Here is a 20,009-nt window from a genome sequence, read left to right as displayed (position 1 = left end):
GAGCTGGATGTTGCCCCGACCGCACCACTTCAACGCCGCCGGCACGCACCAGGCGGTGCACCTGGTCACGATGTCAGGCGTCTTCGTCGCGCTGAGGTCTTCGGTCATCGGGCGGCTGCTCGCTGCTCCTCCCGGGGCGACTCGCCAGAAGGCCGCTCTGCGGCGTCGCTCGTCTCGCGGGTGGGTCCGCGCGGGTCGGACGGTGACGACGCCGCGCAGCCAGCAGACCACCACGAACTAGAACGCGTAGATCAGTTGCCCTCATGGTGGAGGCGAGTGCCGTCGAAAGTACCGAGTCCTTCAGATGGGCTCGGCGTTGCTCCGCCTCACCGGTGAAACCGCAGGGCGACACCGCTGCACCCGTCGTCACCACCCTGCATCGACCGTCGCATCGACAACACAAACCGACCCTTACTGCATCCGGCGGCGCGATACACCCGTATGTCGCAGTTGCACGGCTGGAAAGGCATGCGGCAGGAAGATGGCCGTCGAGGGTGTGTCCAACGTCTTCACGAGTGCGGTCGCGGCGGTCAGTCGGGCTGCACCACTCCGCGCACGCTCGGCCGTCCGGGCGGTCCACCCCGAAACGACGAAAGCCCCGAGACGGTGGCTGGATGCGGTTGACACGGCGCGGTACGTTCGGGAGCGCTCCCAGAACGTGTCTACGACCCTGCTCGAGGAGCCCAACCATGCTGCGACGGCGTAGTCGCCCGGTCACCCTGACGGCCGGCCTGCTCATCCTGGCCCTGTCCGCGTTCCTGCTGCCCTCGGTGTCGGCGGGCGGTAGCGCCGCGGCCGGCGCACCCGGCACCCGCGCGGTGCCGCTCACCGAGCTGACCGTGGTGTCCGAACAGGTGGCGTTCGGCCTGCGGCGCCCGATCGCGATCACCGGGCTGCCGGACGGTCGGATGCTGATCGTGGAGAAGGAAGGCACGGTCCGCGCCTACCACCCCGACACGGGCCTGGCCGCCGAGCCGGTGCTCGACCTGACCTCCCGGATCGACTCGTCGGACAACGAGCGCGGTCTCCTCGGCATCACGCCCGCGCCGGACTTCACGCGGACCGGGCTCCTCTACGTGGCGTACACGAGCCTGCCGGCCGGCGAGCTGACGCTGGCGCGGGTGCCGATCGGCGCTCCCGAGCGGGTTCAGGTGCTGCTCACCCAGGAGCACGCCGAGTACGGCAACCACAACGGCGGGCAGGTGGCGTTCGGCCGCGACGGGTACCTCTACTGGTCCCTCGGCGACGGCGGCCACACGCACGACCCGTTCAAGGCCGGTCAGAACCTCGGCACCCTGCTCGGCAAGATCGTGCGGATCGACGTCACCCGCGCCTGCGGGACCAAGCCCTACTGCGTGCCCTCCGGCAACCCGTTCCTCCGGGTGCCGGGCGCGCGTCCGGAGATCTGGCTCTACGGGTTGCGCAACCCGTGGCGGTTCTCGGTCGACCCGGTCGACGGCTCGCTGTGGATCGGCGACGTGGGCCAGGGCCTGGTCGAGGAGATCAACCACATCCGCCCGTGGCAGGGCGGGGCGAACCTCGGCTGGTCCTGCCGGGAGGGCACCCCGGTGTTCGACCCGCAGCAGTGCCGGGCGGGCGGGCGGTACACCGACCCGGTCTTCGAGTACGACCACTACAACGACAACTGCTCGGTGACCGGCGGCGTGGTGTACCGGGGCTCCCGCACCCCGCAGGCGTGGGGCACGTACGTCGCGAGCGACTACTGCTCGACCCGCGTGTTCGCCGTGCGCCCGAAGTTCGAGGGCGGTTACGAGTCCGCCGTGATCGGCAACTTCCCCACCCAGCCGACCGCGATCGGCACCGACGTGCGCGGCGAGCTGTACGTGCTCAGCGACCTCCCCGGGTACCTGAACCGGGTCCGGTTCGAGCACGTCCGGCCGGCCCCCGGCAGCCGCGCGTCGAGCCGCTGAGCACCGGGAGGACGACGGCGAGGTCGATGCGGGAGGCAATGCGACGTACGGTTGTCCGCGCCGGAGCCACCCGCCGGCACCGCTGAGGACTTCCCGGAGGCACCCCATGGCCGACGTCGAACGGACCGTCGTCGCACCGCGGACCGCCGTCCTCGTGGTGGACGACGGCACCGCGATCGCCCACCACCGCTGGGAACCCGACGCCGGGGTGGACCCGGACCCCGTGCCGGTGGTGCTGCAGCACGGCTTCTCGTCCCACACGCTGGTGGAGTGGGCCGATCACGGCACGGTCGCGGCGCTCACCGCGGCCGGGCGCGTGGTGGTGGGCGTCGACGCCCGGGGTCACGGCGCGTCCGCGAAGTCGCCGGACCCGGCGCGGTACGGCGAGCCGCGGATGGCCCGCGACCTGCGGGCGGTCGTCACCGCCCTGGGCGTGCCCGCGGTCGACCTCGTCGGGTACTCGATGGGGGCCGTGATCGCCCTGATCACGGCGGCCGAGGAGGACTCGGTGCGCAGGCTGGTCGTCGGCGGGGTCGGGGCCGGGGTGGTCGAGGTGGGTGGCGTCGACACCCGCGTGCTGCCCAACGACGTCCTCGCCGACGCGTTGCTGGCGGGCAGGCCCGATGACGCCCTGCCACCCGATGTCGCCGGCCTGGTCGCGTTCGCCGCCGCGACCGGAGCCGACTTCCCCTCCCTGGCCGCGCAGGCCCGCGCCGCGCACCGGACCGGCATCGACCTCGCGGCCATCACCGCGCCCGCGCTGGTCATCGCCGGTGACGACGACCCGCTCGCCGCACGCCCCCACGTCCTCGCCAACGCCATCGCCGGCGCGCGGTCGTGCGTGGTGGCCGGTGATCACGGCACGGCGATCGGCAGCCCCGCCTTCCGGGCGGCCGTCGTCGACTTCCTGTGCGGCTGACGTGACCGCGCTCGCCGCTACGCATTGCTTGTTAGCGCTAACGAGAACCGGGTAACCCTGCGGTCAGGCTTGTCGTCGGCGATCGCGTTGCGCTACGGTGCGATCTGGGAACGCTCCCAATTCGTGCTGACCCGGCACGGGGCGGTGACCGCAACGCACCCTGCTCGCAAGGAGGCGAAGCATGGATCCACGTGCGCGAAAGGCATCCGGGTCGTTCTCGTTCGGCACGAGACCGGGCACGCCCCGCTCCGCGACCGTCGCCCGGCACGTGTAGTCACCCTTCCGCCAGGCCCCTTCGGTGCACGTCGACCGCCGTCGACGCGGCCTTCCGCCGCCTTCCATTTGTTAGCGATAACAAGGCGATTGTCCTTGCATCCCGTGAGAGGAAGACGATGCGAGATCCCCTCGCGACCAGGAAGAACGCCGTGTCCCGCCCGCGACTCGGGGCGGTGGCGGTGGTGCTGCTGTCGGTCCTCGGCGTCGTGCTCCCGGTGCCCGCCGCGTCGGCCGCCACCGTGGACACCAGCGCCTGGTACGTGCTGGTCAACCGCAACAGCGGCAAGGTGCTGGACGTGTACGGGCGCAGCACCGCCGAGGGCGCCCGGATCGCCCAGTACACCCGCAACGACGGCGCGTGGCAGCAGTGGCAGTTCGTGGACTCCGGCGGCGGCTACTACCGGATCAGGTCCCGGCACAGCGGCCGGGTGCTGAGCTTCCCGTCGACCGCGGACGGCGCCGGCCTGGTGCAGACGACCTACGCAGGCCTCGCCGGGCAGCAGTTCCGGTTGGCCGACACCACCGGCGGCTCCGTGCGCCTGCTCAACCGCGCCGGTGGCAAGGCCGTGAGCGTGCTGGACAACTCCACCGCCGACGGGGCGCGGGTCGTCCAGCTCCCCGACACGGGTGGTGTCGGGCAGCAGTGGCAGTTGGTCCGGCTCGGCGCGGACACCACACCGCCGACCACACCCGCGAACCCCCGTACCTCCAACCTGACGTGCACCGGGGTGACGTTCTCGTGGTCGGCGTCCGCGGACGACGTCGGGGTGGCGTTCTACGACATCTACCACGACGGGCAGCTCATGACCTCGGTGCCGGGCACGGCGCTGTCGGCGGACCTGACCGTCTCGCCGGGCGCCACCTGGGGTCTGTACGTCAACGCGCGTGACGCCGCGGGCAACGTCTCCCAGGCCAGTTCGACGGTCACGATCACCGTGCCGCAGTGCCAGGCCGACACCACCCCGCCCAGCACCCCCACCGGCGTGACGGCGACCGCGTCGGGGACCTCGGTCACGGTCCGCTGGTCCCCCGCGACCGACAACGTCGGCGTCACCGGGTACGAGGTGCTGCGCGACGGCGCCCAGGTCGGCTCGACCAGCGGCGCCTCGACGACGACGTTCACCGACAGCGGCCTGTCCGCGAACACCCGCTACGAGTACCGGGTGCGGGCGCGTGACGCGCAGGCGAACCGGTCCGCCGCGAGCACGGCGGTCGCGGTCACCACCGGCGGCTCGTGCGCCACGGCGCTGTGCTCGGTCACCAGGGTCACCACCGAGACCGACCTGCCCTGGGGTCTGACCACCCTGCCCGACGGCCAGGTGCTCTTCGGCCGCCGCGACACCTTCGAGCTGGTCCGGCTCGACCCCGCCACCGGGGCGAAGACCGTCGTCGGGCGCGTGCCGAACGCGGCGGGCACGGACGGCGAGGGCGGGGTCCTGGGCATCGCCGTGGCTTCCGACTTCACGGCCGACCCGTGGGTGTACGTCATGCACACCAGCTCGACCGACAACCGGGTGGTGCGCATCCGCTACACCGGCGGCGCGCTCACGGGCACGCCGCAGGTGCTGCTCACCGGCATCCCGCGCAACAAGTACCACAACGGCGGCCGGCTGCGCTTCGGTCCCGACGGCAAGCTCTACGTCGCCACCGGCGACGGGCAGAACGGCGAGTGGGCGCAGGACCTCGACAACCTCGCCGGCAAGGTGCTGCGCGTCAACCGCGACGGCAGCGTCCCGTCGGACAACCCCTTCGGCACCCCGGTCTGGAGCTACGGCCACCGCAACCCGCAGGGCCTGGCCTTCGACTCCCAGGGTCGGTTGTGGGAGCAGGAGTTCGGCAACTCCGTCATGGACGAGACGAACCTGGTGGTGCGCGGCGGCAACTACGGCTGGCCCGCGTGCGAGGGCACGACCGGCGACTGCGGCCGGCCCGGTTTCGTCGCGCCCAAGCGCACCTACCCCGTGGCCGAGGGTTCGTGCAGCGGCATCGCCGTGGTCCGCGACGCGCTCTACATCGCGTGCCTGCGCGGTGCGCGGCTGTACCGGGCCGAGATCTCCGGTGACGGCCTGACCAACGTCCAGCAGTACCTCACCGGCACCTACGGGCGGCTGCGCACCGTGGAGCCGTCCGCCGACGGCGGCCTCTGGCTGACCACGAGCACCCGCGGTGACAAGGACAGCATCGCCAACAACAGCAACGAGAGCATCCTCAAGGTCGAACTCGGCCGATGACCCGGCCGCGGGGCGGTGCGACCGCGCCGCCCCGCGGTTCCCGCCGATCGCGGAAGGAACCTCCATGACCCACCGCACGACACCACGCCACCGCCGCGTGCGGACGCTCACGGCGGTGGCCGTCGCCATCGCGGGCGCGGTGACGCCCGTGGCGTCCGCTGCCACGGCCACGGCGTCGCCATGCATCCCGGGTGCGACCTACGGACCGCCGTTACCGAGCCGTGCGGTGACGTCCCAGCTCGTCCGGGGAGGGTTCAACTTCCTCGAAGGGCCCGCGTGGGACCAGCGGACGGGCAGCCTGTTCCTGTCGAACATGCAGAACCCCACCGGCCCTCAGGGCGTGCAACCGTCCTCCGTGCTGCGGTTCACGCCGCCGGCCACGTTCGAGACGTTCATCGCCGCCTCCGGCAGCAACGGCCTGGCGGTCACCCCCGACGGCACGCGGCTGCTCGCCGCCACCCACGACAACCGCACCGTCTCCTCCTACGACCTGACCGACCGCAGCCGCACCACCGTCGCGGCGAACTACCTCGGGCGGGCGTTCAACTCGCCGAACGACCTGACCACCGGCCGGGACGGCACCACCTACTTCACCGACCCGAACTTCCAGCGCGGCAACCGAGCCGACGAGCAGAACGGCCGGACCAGCGTCTTCCGCGTCCGCGAAGGGGTGGTCCGGCTCGTCGACGACACGCTGTCGCAGCCCAACGGCGTCGTCCTGTCGCCCGACGGCACGACCCTCTACGTGGGCGGCAGCAACTCGATCGTCAAGTACGCCGTGGCGTTCGACGGTTCGACCGGCAACCGCACGACGCTCGCGAGCATCCGGACGCCCGACGGCGCGACCGTCGACTGCGCGGGCAACCTGTACTGGGCGTCCTACGAAGAGGGCCTCGTGCACGTCTTCTCCCCGTCCGGCTCCCGGCTGGGCACGATCTCCGCGGGCCGCAACGCCACCAACGCGGCGTTCGGCGGTCCGGACGGTCGGACGCTCTACATCACGTCCGGTGTGCCCGGCTCGTTCGGCCTCTACCAGGTGCGCCTCAACGTGCCGGGGAACCCCTACTGACCGACGTGGTGCCGCGAGTAGCTCCTGGGTGGGCGCGCTGGAACCATCACGCGCATGGCACCTCACGCGGCATCGGCGGCGCAGGAATGCGTCTACTGCGCCATCGTGCCGCGACGGGCGAGGGCCGGCGTGGTGCACGAGGACGAGACCTGCCTCGAAGACCTCACTGACCGGTCTCGAGGGTGAGGACGGTGTGTGCACTCGCGCGGCGATTTCCACGTGAGTTCAGGCAGTGGGCCGTTCAGCGCCGCGGTTGGCGAGGTAACCCCTCCGGCATCGCTCCTCCAGATCGCCGATCTACCGACACGATGGCAACCATGCTCCCAGGAGCGCACGGCCCAGCCTCGCGCAGTGATGGTGCCAGTACCGCAGTTCCCAGAACCTGCCTGCCATCAAGCATGAGCGCGAGTACGACAAGGACACGCCGCCGCGTGCGGACTGGCGGATCACCTGCTTCACGTTGACCCGCGACATCGCGGTCAGGGGTCACACGGGCGGCGCTAGAAGGTGCGCTCGCCCAAGCCAGGCCGGGGGTGTCCCCGTCGAGGCCATCTCCGAGGTGACCACCGGCCGGCAAGTCGGCGAGCATGCGTGGATCGTGAGCAGGGTGATCGATCCGACGTGAACGTTGCCACCAGCCCTGAGGTTCCCCCGATGTCGGACGTCACACTCCCATGCCGATGAGAGGACGCAAGCTTCCTGGTTGCAACCGCGCGGTCCGGCCAGGGACCGAGAGGCCGTTGTCTACACCTTGCTCGCCACCACCATGTAGTTCTCGGCCTCAAGGTTGAACGTGCTCATTTCCGTCCGGAGTCCGACCCGGCGCAACTCGGCTTCGAGTTCTTCGTGTCGGTAGGGCCAGCTCGACAGCAGTTCCGAGCGGACGAGAACCGACCCGGTGGTGTCCACTTGCGCGATCGCGATCTCGATGTGGTGCTCATCCTCCCAGTTCGGCGCGATGTCCCAGCGGTAGACCACGACGGCATCGCGACCGTTCCGACGGACGAGTCGGTCACCGATGTCCAGTCGGGAACCTCTGGCCCTCACGAGTTCCCAAGTGCGGGAGGTGAGTACCAAGTGCCCGCCACGGCGCAGCAGCCGTGACATCGACTTCAGAGCAGCAACTCTGCCTCGCGCGCCCTCGGCATGGTGCAGCGAGTTGCCGACGCAGAACACCATGTCGAAGGTGTCGTCATCGAAATGGTCGGACAACTCATGCCAGTTCGCCCGCACTGTCCGGACAGATGCCCCGAGCTCCTCGGACAGCTCCGCAGTCCGACGAACCATCGCTTCGCTGGCGTCGGTTGCGACAACGCGCATGCCAAGACCGGCGAGGCCAACCGCCAACTGTCCGGTCCCGCACGAACAATCGATGACGCGAGCGTTCGACGGCAGGAGACCGAGGACGTCATCGAACGACGAAGCGAACCCGGCCGGAGCCAGCTTCGCATCTGAGATGAGCCACTCGTACACCTCGGCGAGCCCGTTGTAGCCACTCACAACTACCTCCGTCACGCGGCAGACTCTCGGTGGCCATCAGTACATCAGCGGGGCAGATCGGTCACCAACGGTTTTCGCGCAGACAACGCGTCCCCTCATGCCGCGGAGGAAGCGCTCCGGCGACGCCTGCACATGCCGATGACAGGACGGGGCTCGCGGGCGTGGGTGTCGGTGGGGTGGGCGGTCAGGGTTTCCAGAGTTCGTAGTCGATGACCACTTCCCCGGTCTCGGTGACCGAGTCGACGTGGACCGCGGCGATGCTGTGCTTGTCGGTCCACACGCACAACTGCGCCCCGTCGTGCAGGTCCTCCAGGAGGATCGTGCCGACGCCGTCAGTCCGGTCACGGCACGACGTGTGGGTGGCCAGGCCGTCCACGGGTGCGAGCAGGGGTTGGTCGTTGGGCGCGTGCAACCCGTAGGGCTCGACGATGAGGTCCGCGAGCTCCCCGCACCGCTTGCGGCCCACGGGGATGGAGGTCGGACCCCAGCCCGGGCAGCCCGTGTCCAGGTCGACCTTGTCGATGTCGTTGGTCCGCACGTCCGAGGACGGCTTGAGCCGGTACCCCTTCTTCGTCACGGTCGGCTCGGGCTCGCCGATGGACGTGTCCGGCCTGGGCTCCGACGACTGGACGGACGAGTGCGGCCGGGACGAGGACGGGCTCGCCGCAGCGGTGTTCGTGTTCATCGGCGAGTGCGATCCGGCCGAGGTGCGGTCGAGGGCGCCGCGCAGGTAAGCGGTCACGAAGGCCGTCGTCGCCGCGACGGCGATCACCGCGACCACAGCGATCGCGATCCGTTGCGGCGACCGCATTCCCGGCCTGGTGGAATCGTCGGCGCGGTTGAAGGTGACGTTCACATCCCGGCCCGCTTGCAGGATCGTTGCGTCCGAGGTCGCCCGCGCGCGTTGTCCGACGGTCGGGCCACCGCCCAGAGGACGCGACGTCTCATCGACGTCGACTGGATCTTCGTGTCCAGGACCGCGGGGCAGGGAGCCGTCGTTCACATCGCAATACTGCCCGATCCTGCGTGCTGTTCGGGTACTACGACGAACACGCGCTCATGCCGACGAGCGAGCGTCCCCGCGTGGTCGGGCTCGACGGTTGTCGTGCTACCAGGGTGTACGGCCGGTGCCCAGGTGGGTCAGCAGGTCGGTGGGATCGGGGCCGCTGCGCGTGTCGGGCCAGTTCCGGACCTGGCGTTCGGCCCAGTCCGCCCACTGGAGGGTCATCTGGGCCAGTCCCACCCGGTAGGCCTGGGTCAGGCCGACGATGTGCGCGCGGTCGGGGTAGGGCTCGGTGCCGGTCGTGTAGTCGTGCGTGATGACGGCCGCGCCGGCTTGGGTTCGTTCGGCCCAGGCGCGCATGGCCTTGATCGCGCCGAGCAGGTCTTCCTTGTCGCCGAGGTCGGAGAAGAGGATCTTCATCATCGCGTCGAACTGGAACTGCGGTTCGACGGCCGGATCGGCCAGCCAGCGGCGCAGTTCGCGGCGGCCCGCCGGGGTGATCGAGTAACGGGTGCGGCGCCGGCCGCCGTTGGTCTCGGTCGCCGCCGTGGCCAGGCCGTGGGCCACCAAGGCCTTGGGCTCGTTGTAGACGACGCTCTCCGCCGAGGCCCAGAACGTGCCGCTGCGGCTGAACTGCCGTGCCATCTCGTAGGGCGTGTGCGGGCGCAGGCCCAGAAGACCCAGGATGCCGTACGACACCGTGGTGAGTTTCTTGGTCCGACCGGCCAAACCTGCCTCCCCCGACCTTGCTCGATGCTCCGTTCCGGAGTATAGACATACTCCGGAACGGAGCATCCAATGCGAGGTGTCCCATGGTCCAGGCACCGCTCATCCGCGCCACCGAGTCGGCTTCCCCGTGCCGCTCCGGCGTGAGACGTCCAGCCCGTAGGCGGTTACCACGATTGCTCGGCGTCCTGCTGGGCGTCCTCGCGGCGGCGGGGTGCTTCCCGGTCGCCGAGATGGAGGCGCTCGAATCCCGCATCGTCGAGGCGGGCTACACCGATGTCGGGGTCGGCCACATCATGAGCACCAGCGGCTTCGACACGGTGACCGTCATGGCCGTCGAACCCTCGACCACCGACGAGGGCGCCGAGATCGCCCGCCTCGTCTGGGACACCTACCCGGACGAAGTGGACGAGGTCGTGGTCACCCTCAACGGGGTCAGCCGATCCGCCACCAGGGACCAGATGCTGCAGGCGTTCGGTCCCCGACCGCTCCAGCCGAACCCGGACGAGGACACCGACCTCGGAGACATCCTGCTGCGAGTGGTCGGCGCAGCCCTGGTCCTCGTCGTCCTGATCAAGGTGCTGAGCTTGCTGGGACGCCTCGGACGACGCTGACGGTCGTCCGCCCGGTCACGGCACCGTCGTGGTGCCCGGAGGGAGGAGGTGGTCGGATGGCGGTCCGCGTGGTGCTCGCGGTGGTCGTGGTCCTGGTCGGTGCGGTGGTGGCGGGGGCGCTGTTCTTCTTCGTGTTCACGACGTTCATGCGGTTGTGGCGGCGGGCGCAGGGCAAGGGGTACACCGGGCCGATCACGCCGATCGTGCTCATGACGGCCTGCCTCACCGGTCTCGTCGGCGGGGCGTTCGTCGCGGCGGTCACGGTGCCCGGCCGCGGGGTCGGCGGCACGGTCGTCGCCGTCGTCCTCGCCACCGCGCTCGTGGTCGTGGCACCGCTGGCCGGGCCGGGGCTGATCGTCCTCCTCCTGCCCGCGCGACCCGTCCGGTCCGGTCGTCGGCGGCGACCGCGGGCACCGTTCCGGTTGCTGGGCAACGTCGCGGTGGCGATACCGGTGCTGGTGATCGGGGTGCTGCTGCTGAACGGCCAACCCACGACGGTCGGCACGCGGCTGTTCCTGCCGATGGCGTTGGTGGCCATCCTGTGCCAGTCCGCGGCGCGGCGGGCGGACCGCATCGACGCACGGCCGCCGGTCGACCCGCGGCCGGCCGTGGTGTGGATCCGCGGTTTCGGCAACGAGCGGCGGTTGTTCGGCTTCCGGCGCCGCGACGAGCAGGAGGTGCGCGACCGGCCCGAGCTGAGGAAGGTCTTCGGCCGCCGCAGGGAGCCGATGTCGTTCGAGGAGTTCTTCGCGCCCGCGATCGCCAAGGAGCTCGGGCGCGGGTACGGCCTGGGCAACCCGCGCGACTACCTCCCGCCCGACGGGATCGACCGCCACTACGCCACCGACGACTCGTGGCGCGAGCAGTTCGCCGAACTGGTCGCGGGGGCCCGGTGCGTGATCATGGCCCCGGGCGACTGGCCGGAGCTGCGCTACGAGTTCCGGGTGATCAGGGAGCTGGGCGCGCACCGCAGGCTGTTCGTCTTCACGCCGCCCGCGTACCGGGCCCGCGGCATCCGGTGGGGCAACCGGATGAAGGGTTACCGCCAGGAGACGTGGGAGGACTTCCGGGTCGCGCTGGGCGACCGAGCCGGCTACCGACTCGGCCGCGACCCCGGGCCCGGTGCCGTGGTGACGTTCAAGAAGGACGGGCGCGCCGTCGTGCTGGCGTACGACGCCGAGGAGCCCGCCGACTACATCGCCGCCGTCCGGCGCCACCTCGCCGACATCGGGACCCCGCGACCGCCCGAGGTCACCTCGGCGTAGTCGCGGGTGGTCGTCGACGGCGGGGTCAGCCGGTGGTGACGTGCAGGCCGCGCAGCTCGTACCCGGCGATCTCGTCCTTGAACGCGACCCGCGGCGGCCGGACCATCCGGATGCCCTCCAGCGACAGCAGCTTGTGCAGGAACACGTCCGACTCCAGCATCGCGACGTGCGAGCCGGGGCACTTGTGCGGGCCGTCGCCGAACGACAAGCCGGTCGAGCTGCCGCCGTCGGCCAGCCGCCGACCGGGGCACACGGCCGCCGGGAGCTCGCCGACCACGGCGGTGTCGAGGTTGGCGTGGTCGAGCTGGACGCGAACCAGGGAGCCCGCCGGCACGGTGACGTCGTGCACCCGGACGTCGCGGGTGGTGCGGCGCTTCAGGTGGCCGATGACCGGTTCCAGCCGCAGCACCTCGTGCAGCACCAGCAGCCGTTCCGGCTCCTCGGCGGCCAGGTAGCGGGACCGCAGCCCGTCGTCGGTGAACAGGTGCCACGCCGCCACCACGATGAACTCGCGGGTGGTGACCATGCCGGCGGCGGCGAACGTGAGGCACTCGCCCAGGATCTCGGCCGACGTGCAGCCCTCGGCGAGCAGGTGCGAGATCAGGTCGTCCCGCGGGTGCGCCCGGCGCGCCCGCACCGCGGGCCGGACGTCGCCGAAGTAGATCGCCGACCAGCCCCGGAGCTGCCGCCACACCCAGTACAGGCCGCGCAGGCTGGTGAACCCCGGTTCGCCGAACTCCTCCGGGAAGAAGTAGTCCAGCCGTCGCCTGATCCCGGGCTTGCTCTCGGTCAGCCCGATCACCGCAGACGTGACGTCCACGGCCACCTGGAAGCTCAGGTCGGCGAGGTCGACCACGCGCCCCTCGCGCACCAGGGCCACCTGCTCGTCGGCCACGCGTTCCATCACCGCGCGGTAGGCCTCGTCGACCCGGCGAGGGGTGAAGAACCGCGCGGTCTGCCTGCGGTGCTCGCGGTGTTCCGGCCCGTCGCGGTACAGGACGGGGCGGCGGATCCGGCGCGGAAAGTTCTCCGTGGTCTCCACGCCCAGACCGGCCTGGACGGTGCCGTGGTCGCGCAGGAACGCGCGGGCGGCCGCGTAGCCGTCGACCTGCCACGTCCCGTCGTGCGTCCGGTGCACGGGACAGCCCGCCCCGGGCGCACCCCGATCGACCTTGCGAGCGTTCACGGCGGCCCTCTCCCCCCCGGCGGCGGTGCTGATCCCGGACCAGTATGCGGCCGGGAAGTTCCGCCGGGAGGTATCCACGGCCGTCGACCGCGCTCCTAACCAGTGTCACGGGTTCCGGTTGGGGAGCGGGAACCCGCGCGAGGGGGAAAGCGCACCACCCGCCCTTCGGGGCGGGTGGGCAGCGCGCGGTTCGCAATGCCCGGGGGGGGCGATTCTCATGACCGATCTCATCAGCACGCCCACGTCCGTTGCCGAGGGGCCCACGTTCGGCCTCACCAGGTTCCTGGACCCGTTGCGGGTGCCGCCGGTGATCCGGCCCCACTCGTGGTGGCACCAGGACGCGCTCACCGTGACCATGGTCCGCACGGCCGTGCGCCTGCACTCGCAGTTGCCGCCCACCGCCGTGTGGGCCTACGACGGCCACTTCCCGGGGCCCACCATCGAGGCCCGCAGCGGCCGTCGGTTGCGGGTGACGTGGACCAACGAGGTCGACGGGAAGATGCCGCTGGTCGCGGTGCGGGCGCCGCTCGCGTCCGGGCCGCAGAACAGCCCGGGGTTCCGCGCACCGGACGGTGCGCTGCCCGCCGGGGTCGAGCCGGTCGACGGGGTGTCCGACCTGCCGTCGTGGGCGGTGGTGCACCTGCACGGCGCGCTGACCGGCGGCGGCAACGACGGGTGGGCGCACAACGCGGTGCTCAAGGAGGGCTCGCAGCTCACGGAGTACCCGAACCGGCAGCAGGCGACCGCGCTCTGGTACCACGACCACGCCATGGCGATCACCCGCTTCAACGTGCACGCGGGTCTGGTGGGCATGTACCTCGTCCGCGACGAGGAGGAGGACGCGCTGGAGCTGCCCTCGGGCGAGCACGAGGTGCCGTTGGTGATCACCGACCGCAACCTCGACACCGACGCGTCGGGCGCGTTGACCGGGCAGCTGCTCTACAAGGTGCCCTACCTGACGACGCCGACGGGCCAGGTGCTGCACCTGCCGTTCACCGGCCCGTTCACCCTGGTCAACGGCGTGATCTGGCCGCACCTGGACGTGGCGGCGCGCTGGTACCGGTTCCGGCTGGTCAACGCCTCGAACGCGCGCACCTACCAGCTGCGCCTGGTCGACGACGAGACCGGTGAGCCGCTGGACGACGCCGCGCGGCAGATCGGCACGGACGGCGGCCTGCTGCCCGCGCCCGCCGCGCTGCCGGCCGGCGGCCTGGTGGTGGCCCCGGCCGAACGGGTCGACCTGCTGGTCGACTTCTCGCGGCTGCGCGGCAGGCGGGTGCGGCTGACCAACGCGCACCCGACGGCGGCGCCGGAGCCGTCCGTCCTGCAGTTCCGGGTGGAGGACCGCGACCGGCACGACCGCTTCCGGCTGCCGGAGGTGCTGTCCACCTCCTACGTGCGGCTGCACCACGGCACCACGGTCCCCGACGACCACGACCACGTCTTCATCGCGCTGGTACCGCCCGGCACGGCGGGCGAGGGCCACCCGCAGATGTGGGAGCTGCGCGAGCTCACCGACACCGACCGACCGCCCGGCGACGGGCCCGCGCCAGGGATCATCCAGCTCACCGATCCGCACACCGGGCGGGTGCGCACGTTCGAGCGGGTCGCGAGCCTCTTCGACGACACCACCAGCGTGTTCATCGACCACGACCGCTGGGCCGTGTGGAACTTCATCCACCTCGGCGGACCGGCGCACCCGATGCACGTGCACATGACGCAGTTCCAGGCGCTGTCCCGCGACCAGTACCCGAGGGACCCCGCGACCGGCAACGTCACGGGGTTCGACGTGGCCACGGGCGGCACCACCGCGCCGCTGCCCGCGCCCGGTCCGGGCCGGCCGCTCGACCCGCAGGAAGAGGGCTGGAAGGACACCTACCTGGTGGGTCCCGGCGAGTGGCTGACGATCGCGGGTCGCTTCGCGGGCGCGACGGGCAACTTCATGTACCACTGCCACATCCTCGACCACGAGGACGAAGGCATGATGCGGCCGTTCGTCGTCATGCCGGCGGAGGCTGCGCGCTTCCACGTCCACCGCTTCGGCGGCGGGCACCACCACGGCGAGGCGGCGAACGACACCCGCAGCCACGGCGGCAACGCGGCCTGAGCACGTCGGTCCACTGTGGACTGACCGGCGCGCGCAACAGTTTCGCCAACCTTGTGGCCCGGCGCCCGCGACCGCTAGAACTGGTTGCACGTCGGTCGATCAGGGGGGATCGCACATGCGCGCGATGAGGCTCTTGTTACCCGCGTTGGTCGTCACGGCCCTCGCCACACCGGTCGCCCAGGCCCGGCCGGCGGCGGACACCCCGCCACCGGCCGGCTGGGCGGTCACCGGCACGCGGCTGACGTGGACGGCGCCCAGCCCGGTCCCACCGGGCGGCGCCGCGCTCGAGTTCTGGTCCGGTGACCGGCTGCTGGGGGTGCCGCGCCCGTCCACCGACCTGCGCACCTACGCCCTGGACGCGGCCGACGTCGACGACGTCGACGGGCTCCAGGTCCGGGCGTCGGGCCGGCGGCTGGACGTCGAGGAGCCCGCTCCCCCGTCGACCGCGGCGAACGCCACACCGCCCACGTTGGCACCGGCCGGGGACACCGATCCGGGCCGGCCCGGGCCGTTCACCACGCGCACCGGGGAGTACCAGCTCGACCCGATCACCGTGGCCGGCTACCCGGCCCCGCTGGAGATGCAGGCCGTGGTCGTCGCGCCGACCGGCGCGCCGGGCAGGCGCCCGCTGGCGCTCTTCCTGCACGGCAGGCACATCACCTGCTTCAACGGGACGCAGGGCCTGCTGGACTGGCCCTGTCCCGCGGACGCCAAGCCGGTGCCGAGCCACCGCGGCTACCTCCAGGCGCAACGGTTGCTCGCCTCGCAGGGCTACGTGACGGTGTCCGTGTCGGCCAACGCGATCAACGCCCACGACACGCTGGACGTCGAGTCCGGCGCGGGCGCGCGGTCGGCCCTGGTCCGCGCGCACCTGGCGAAGTGGGCGGACTGGGCGGGCGCGGGACGCGCCACCGCGCCCGAGGTCGTGCGCGCCGCGCCCGTCGCCGACCTGGGCAACGTGCTGCTGGTCGGGCACTCGCGCGGCGGCGAGGGCGTCAACCGGGCCGCCGTCGACAGCCTCTCCCCGCCCGCCGGCGCCGGACCGGCGCGCTGGACCGTCAAGGGCACCTTCCTGATCGGCCCGACGCTCTTCGGGCACAACCCCGCGCCGGACGTGCCGTCGGTGACGGTCCTGCCCGGCTGCGACGGCGACGTGTCCGACCTCCAGGGCCAGCTCTTCGTGGACGCGACGAGGGGCGTGAGCCGGGGAACGGCGCTGCACAGCGCGTTGTACGTCGTCGGCGCCAACCACAACTACTTCAACACCGAGTGGACGCCGGGCCAGGCGGAGGCGCCGGCGAACGACGACTTCCCCGCCTCGTGGGTCGACGCGGTGTGCTCGCCGGGGACCGCGACCCGCCTGACGGCCGAGCAGCAGCAGACCGCCGGCGCGACGTACATCGCCGCCGCGGCACGCCTGTTCGTGGCGGGCGACCGGCGGGTGCTGCCGCTGCTGGACGGCTCCGGCGTCCGCGCGCCCTCCGCCGACCCGGCCCGCGTGCTCTCCCACGCCGTCGGCGGCGCGCGTTCCCCGTTCGTCGTGCCCGACGAGACGACGACGGCGAGCGGGTCAGCGCGGGTGTGCGCCCAGGTCTCGGCCGACCCGGTCGCGGCGTGCGTCGACCCGGCCGCCGCCCGACCGTCGCCGCACTTCGTCCGGTTCAACCGGATGGTGCCGGAAGCCGGCCGGTCCGCCGTGGCGCTGGGCTGGACCGCGGCCGGGCAGGCCGCGACCGTGCGCCCGGCGGCGCCGGTGTCCCTGGCGGGCTCGCGCCACCTCGCGCTCCGGCTGGCCGTGCCGCCGAACACCTCGGCCGCGCGGTTCGACGTGGCCGTCACCGACGCCGCGGGACGGCGTGCCGAGCTGGGCCAGGTGACCCTGGACGGGTTGCCGGCCACCGACCGGCTGTCCGCCCGCTGGGCGCAGGAGGTCCGCGTGCCGCTGCCGTCCCGCGGGGTCGACCTGCGCCGCGTCGCCGCGCTGGAGCTCGTGCCGCACGGCGAGTCCGGCCAGGCGTGGCTCATCGACGCCCACGGCTGGTCCCCCGGCCTGCCCGCACCGCACGCCGTGGCGCTGCCCCGCGTGGACGTCGGGGCGTTGACCGTCGAGGAGGGCGACTCCGGCACGCGGACGGTCCGGTTCCCGGTCTCCGTGACCGGTGACGGCGCGGCCTCCGTGCGGGTGTTCGTCCAGAGCGAGGACGGGCGCTCGTACACCGACCAGGTGCTGGCGGTCGAGCCCGGCCAGCATGAGGTCGGGATACCGGTGCAGGTCAACGGCAACACGCGGTGGAGCTTCGACCTGAGGCGCGTGGTGCTGGTCAAGGCCGTGCGGGGCGCGGTCGTCGGTCGCTACGCGGACCGGCTGACGGTGCCGAACGACGACCCGGAGCCCACCATCACCGCCACCCCCGTCACCGGCGCGGTCACCGAGGGCGGCACCCTGGCCTGGCGGCTGACCCTGTCCTCGCCGACCGACTCGAACTTCACGGTCGCGGGTCGGCCGGTCGCCCCGGACGGGGTCGAGCTGTCCACCACGGACGTCGACGAGACGTGGTTCCGCCAACGCGTCTCCCGGGAGGAACCGCTGCCCTCGCGGCCGTTGTCGAGCACCGGGCTGCAGGTGACGGCCTACTTCTTCCGCGGTGAGGTGACCAAGGAGGTCTCCGTGCTGACGGTGGCCGACGCGGAGGTGGAGCAGGTCGAGCGGATCCGCTTCGAGGTCGGGACGAACACCCCGGGTTCGCCGCGCGTCCCGATCACCGGCGAGGTCGCCGACGGCACGGCGGGTGCGCGCTGACGCGGACGTGACCTCCGGTTCTCCGGCCTCGGGAGGGCAATTGCTAGCGTGACGCGGTGTCTGAGAGAGAGCACGCCGGTCGGATCGTGGACGGCCGGTTCGAGCTGCTGGAACGGCTGGGCAGCGGCGGCATGGGTACGGTCTGGCGCGCCCTCGACCTGGGGCTGCACCGCGAGGTGGCCATCAAGGAGGTCCGTCCGGCCGACGCCGACCAGGTCGAGGCCAACCCCGCGATGGCGGCGCAGCTCCGGGAACGCGTATTGCGCGAGTCCCGCGCGCTCGCCCGGTTGCAGCACCCGAACGTCGTGTCGATCTACCAGATCATCGACTCGCCCGACTCGCCGTACCCGTGGATCGTCATGGAACTGGTTCGCGGCACGTCGCTGGACGCGCGGCTGGACCAGGGCGTGCTCTCCCCCGCCGAGGCGGCCAGGGTCGGGCGGGACGTGCTCGCCGCGCTGCGCTCGGCCCACTCCGCGGGCGTGATGCACCGGGACGTCAAGCCGGGCAACGTGCTGCTGCGGACCGACGGCAGCGCCGTGCTGACCGACTTCGGCATCGCCGCGCTGCAGGGCGCGACCCAGCTGACCGCGACCGGCGACGTGATCGGGTCGCCGGAGTACATCGCCCCGGAGCGGCTGCGCGGCGACGAGACGCACACCGCGTCGGACCTGTGGTCGCTGGCGATGCTGCTGTACGTGGCCGTCGAGGGGCACCACCCGATGCGCCGCGCGAGCACGATGGCCACCCTCGCCGCGGTGATGACGGAGCCGGTGCCGCCGCCGCGCCGGGCCGGGGCCCTCGCGCCCGCGCTGAACGCGGCCCTGCGCAACGACCCCGCCGAACGACCGACCGGTGACGTGCTGGACCGGATGTTCGCCGCGGCCGAGCACGCGCCGGCACCCCCGGTGGGACCGCCCACCCCGGCCGGGTTCCCGAAGCTCCCGGAACCGCCGAGCGGTCCCCAGCCCCATTACCGCTACGCGCAGCCCGTGCCGACGCCCGCCGGTGGGACGCCTGCCGCGGGGATGCCCGCCGGCGCGACACCGGGCGGCGGGCTCCCGGTGAGCGGGCCGCACCACCACGCCTACCAGCAGGTCTACCCGGCCGCGCCGCCGGTGGCGCGCAAGCGGACCGGCACCGTGGTGCTGTCGCTGGTCGGGGTGGCGCTGGTCGTCGCGGCGACCGTGCTGGTGGTCAAGCTGACGGGCGGCGGGAACGACCCGGCGAACACCGGCGCGGGCTCGTCCACCACGAAGACGACCACGCAGGCGGACACTCGGGCGAACACCGGCGCCCCGGTCGACCCGCCGACCACGGCGGCCGACGCGACGAAGGTCGACCTGCTCACCCCGGCCGGCGCGCGCACCGCCGTCGCCGCGCTCGTCGAGGCGATGGGCGGCACCAAGGTCTCCGACCTGACGCTGTGGTCGGACCACGCGAGCGCCGTCGCGCCCACCGCGGCGGTCGCGCACGGCTTCGACGACTTCGAGTACCGCGCCGGCAAGGCCACCCGGAAGGGCCCGGACGGGGTGGACGCCGACCGCGCCGTGCTCGACCTCGACCAGGTGAACTGGGACGCCCTGCCCGCGTTGTTCGAACGGGCGAACAGCGAGCTGGGCGTACCCCAGCCGACCATGCGCTACGTGATCGTGGACTGCGACATCATCGACAAGACTCCGTCGTTGCGGGTGTACCTGGCCGACGACTACGGCGGCGCGTACCTCCAGGCGACGCTGCAGGGCGAGGTGCAGAAGACCTACCCGCGCGACAAGTGACCTCCGCCGGGGTCAGCGCGTCCGGGCGGACCGGGTCAGGCGCACCGCCGAGACGAGGAAGAACAGGCCGCCGAGGGTGGCGTAGCCGGCCAGGTCGATCAGCGACGCGTCGGGCCGCGCGGCCCGCAGCACGAAGGCCGTTCCGGCGATCGTGGAGATGGCCCCGCTGAGGATCATCGGCCACTGGCCGCCCAGCCCCCGGCGGCCGACGCCGACGGCGAGCTGGGTGAGGCCCGACACGACCGCCCAGGCGCCCCACACGCGCAGCACCGCCGGGATGCCGGAAGCGGCGGCGACGGCGAGGCCCGCGGCCGCGAGCCCGCTGACGGCGACGTTCACGTACAGGCCCCGCGCGGGTTCGGCGGTCCGCGACGAGCGGACGTCGATCAGGGCGGCGGCGACGTCGAACAAGGGGTAGAGCATCAGCAGCGTGACGCTGACCGGTCCGAGTTCGGACGCGCTCGTGGCCAGCAGGCCGGCCCAGACGAGGGCGAACCCGAAGCGGGTGAAGTACAGGCGGCGGAGTGCGGGCGCGATGGTGGGAGCGGTGGCGGTGCCGGTGGTCACGAGGGCTCCTTCGACTGGCTGCGACTGAGTGAGGAGA

Annotated in this window: 14 protein-coding genes; 9 read left to right on the top strand and 5 right to left on the bottom strand. The window is 72.2% G+C overall.

All coding sequences use genetic code 11. The features are described 5' to 3' along the window. Window positions 1-689: 689 nt before the first annotated feature. From FHX81_RS38375 to FHX81_RS38360, 4 genes are all read left to right on the top strand, one after another. A complete protein-coding gene (locus FHX81_RS38375; RefSeq protein ID WP_141983335.1) occupies window positions 690-1,931 on the top strand; it encodes a PQQ-dependent sugar dehydrogenase in 1,242 nt (413 codons plus the stop codon). A 106-nt stretch (window positions 1,932-2,037) separates the two neighbouring features. After that, complete coding sequence (locus tag FHX81_RS38370; protein ID WP_141983334.1) at window positions 2,038-2,850, top strand: alpha/beta fold hydrolase; 813 nt, start codon at window positions 2,038-2,040, stop codon at window positions 2,848-2,850. A gap of 392 nt (window positions 2,851-3,242) precedes the next feature. After that, window positions 3,243-5,357, top strand: coding sequence for a PQQ-dependent sugar dehydrogenase (locus FHX81_RS38365; RefSeq protein WP_141983333.1), 2,115 nt, complete (start codon window positions 3,243-3,245; stop codon window positions 5,355-5,357). A gap of 64 nt (window positions 5,358-5,421) precedes the next feature. Then, window positions 5,422-6,426 carry an SMP-30/gluconolactonase/LRE family protein gene (locus FHX81_RS38360; protein ID WP_141983332.1) on the top strand — a complete coding sequence of 335 codons (1,005 nt, stop codon included), beginning with the start codon at window positions 5,422-5,424 and terminating at the stop codon, window positions 6,424-6,426. A gap of 744 nt (window positions 6,427-7,170) precedes the next feature. Here the strand turns inward: FHX81_RS38360 and FHX81_RS38350 are convergent. From FHX81_RS38350 to FHX81_RS38340, 3 genes are all read right to left on the bottom strand, one after another. Next, complete coding sequence (locus FHX81_RS38350; RefSeq protein WP_246108179.1) at window positions 7,171-7,941, bottom strand: class I SAM-dependent methyltransferase; 771 nt, start codon at window positions 7,939-7,941, stop codon at window positions 7,171-7,173. A 169-nt stretch (window positions 7,942-8,110) separates the two neighbouring features. Beyond that, a complete protein-coding gene (locus FHX81_RS38345; RefSeq protein ID WP_141983331.1) occupies window positions 8,111-8,737 on the bottom strand; it encodes a hypothetical protein in 627 nt (208 codons plus the stop codon). A gap of 297 nt (window positions 8,738-9,034) precedes the next feature. Continuing rightward, window positions 9,035-9,628: a PadR family transcriptional regulator gene (locus FHX81_RS38340; RefSeq protein ID WP_170232323.1), complete on the bottom strand. Its 594-nt coding sequence runs from the start codon at window positions 9,626-9,628 to the stop codon at window positions 9,035-9,037. Window positions 9,629-9,831: 203 nt separating this feature from the next. On the opposite strand from FHX81_RS38340, the gene FHX81_RS38335 reads away from it, so the two are divergent. Both FHX81_RS38335 and FHX81_RS38330 read left to right on the top strand, forming a co-directional pair. After that, window positions 9,832-10,269, top strand: coding sequence for a hypothetical protein (locus FHX81_RS38335; RefSeq protein ID WP_141983329.1), 438 nt, complete (start codon window positions 9,832-9,834; stop codon window positions 10,267-10,269). 56 nt (window positions 10,270-10,325) lie between these two features. After that, window positions 10,326-11,534, top strand: a complete 1,209-nt coding sequence (locus FHX81_RS38330) for a hypothetical protein (RefSeq protein ID WP_141983328.1) — start codon at window positions 10,326-10,328, stop codon at window positions 11,532-11,534. Between the two features lie 25 nt (window positions 11,535-11,559). Here the strand turns inward: FHX81_RS38330 and FHX81_RS38325 are convergent, their stop codons facing one another. After that, a complete protein-coding gene (locus FHX81_RS38325; protein WP_141983327.1) occupies window positions 11,560-12,720 on the bottom strand; it encodes a cytochrome P450 in 1,161 nt (386 codons plus the stop codon). 217 nt (window positions 12,721-12,937) lie between these two features. On the opposite strand from FHX81_RS38325, the gene FHX81_RS38320 reads away from it, so the two are divergent. From FHX81_RS38320 to FHX81_RS38310, 3 genes are all read left to right on the top strand, one after another. Then, window positions 12,938-14,827 carry a multicopper oxidase family protein gene (locus tag FHX81_RS38320; RefSeq protein ID WP_141983326.1) on the top strand — a complete coding sequence of 630 codons (1,890 nt, stop codon included), beginning with the start codon at window positions 12,938-12,940 and terminating at the stop codon, window positions 14,825-14,827. A gap of 124 nt (window positions 14,828-14,951) precedes the next feature. Beyond that, the gene (locus FHX81_RS38315) at window positions 14,952-17,627 is read left to right on the top strand and encodes a hypothetical protein (protein ID WP_211363694.1); all 2,676 of its coding nucleotides are present in this window, start codon (window positions 14,952-14,954) and stop codon (window positions 17,625-17,627) included. A gap of 56 nt (window positions 17,628-17,683) precedes the next feature. Then, complete coding sequence (locus FHX81_RS38310; protein ID WP_141983325.1) at window positions 17,684-19,405, top strand: serine/threonine-protein kinase; 1,722 nt, start codon at window positions 17,684-17,686, stop codon at window positions 19,403-19,405. Window positions 19,406-19,417: 12 nt separating this feature from the next. On the opposite strand, the gene FHX81_RS38305 is transcribed toward FHX81_RS38310, so the two are convergent. After that, complete coding sequence (locus FHX81_RS38305) at window positions 19,418-19,972, bottom strand: hypothetical protein (RefSeq protein ID WP_141983324.1); 555 nt, start codon at window positions 19,970-19,972, stop codon at window positions 19,418-19,420. Between the last annotated feature and the right edge of the window lie 37 nt (window positions 19,973-20,009).

The organism is Saccharothrix saharensis (assembly GCF_006716745.1).
Classification (GTDB): Bacteria; Actinomycetota; Actinomycetes; order Mycobacteriales; family Pseudonocardiaceae; genus Actinosynnema; species Actinosynnema saharense.
Note: the sequence above shows the minus strand (reverse complement) of the source record. Positions and strands in the feature narration are given on the sequence as shown.

Bases quoted from the DNA above. Each gene is read 5' to 3' on its own strand.
- FHX81_RS38375 (WP_141983335.1), top strand. From the start codon at position 690: ATGCTGCGACGGCGTAGTCGCCCGGTCACCCTGACGGCCGGCCTGCTC.
- FHX81_RS38370 (WP_141983334.1), top strand. From the start codon at position 2,038: ATGGCCGACGTCGAACGGACCGTCGTCGCACCGCGGACCGCCGTCCTC.
- FHX81_RS38365 (WP_141983333.1), top strand. From the start codon at position 3,243: ATGCGAGATCCCCTCGCGACCAGGAAGAACGCCGTGTCCCGCCCGCGA.
- FHX81_RS38360 (WP_141983332.1), top strand. From the start codon at position 5,422: ATGACCCACCGCACGACACCACGCCACCGCCGCGTGCGGACGCTCACG.
- FHX81_RS38345 (WP_141983331.1), bottom strand. From the start codon at position 8,737: ATGCGGTCGCCGCAACGGATCGCGATCGCTGTGGTCGCGGTGATCGCC.
- FHX81_RS38330 (WP_141983328.1), top strand. From the start codon at position 10,326: ATGGCGGTCCGCGTGGTGCTCGCGGTGGTCGTGGTCCTGGTCGGTGCG.
- FHX81_RS38320 (WP_141983326.1), top strand. From the start codon at position 12,938: ATGACCGATCTCATCAGCACGCCCACGTCCGTTGCCGAGGGGCCCACG.
- FHX81_RS38315 (WP_211363694.1), top strand. From the start codon at position 14,952: ATGAGGCTCTTGTTACCCGCGTTGGTCGTCACGGCCCTCGCCACACCG.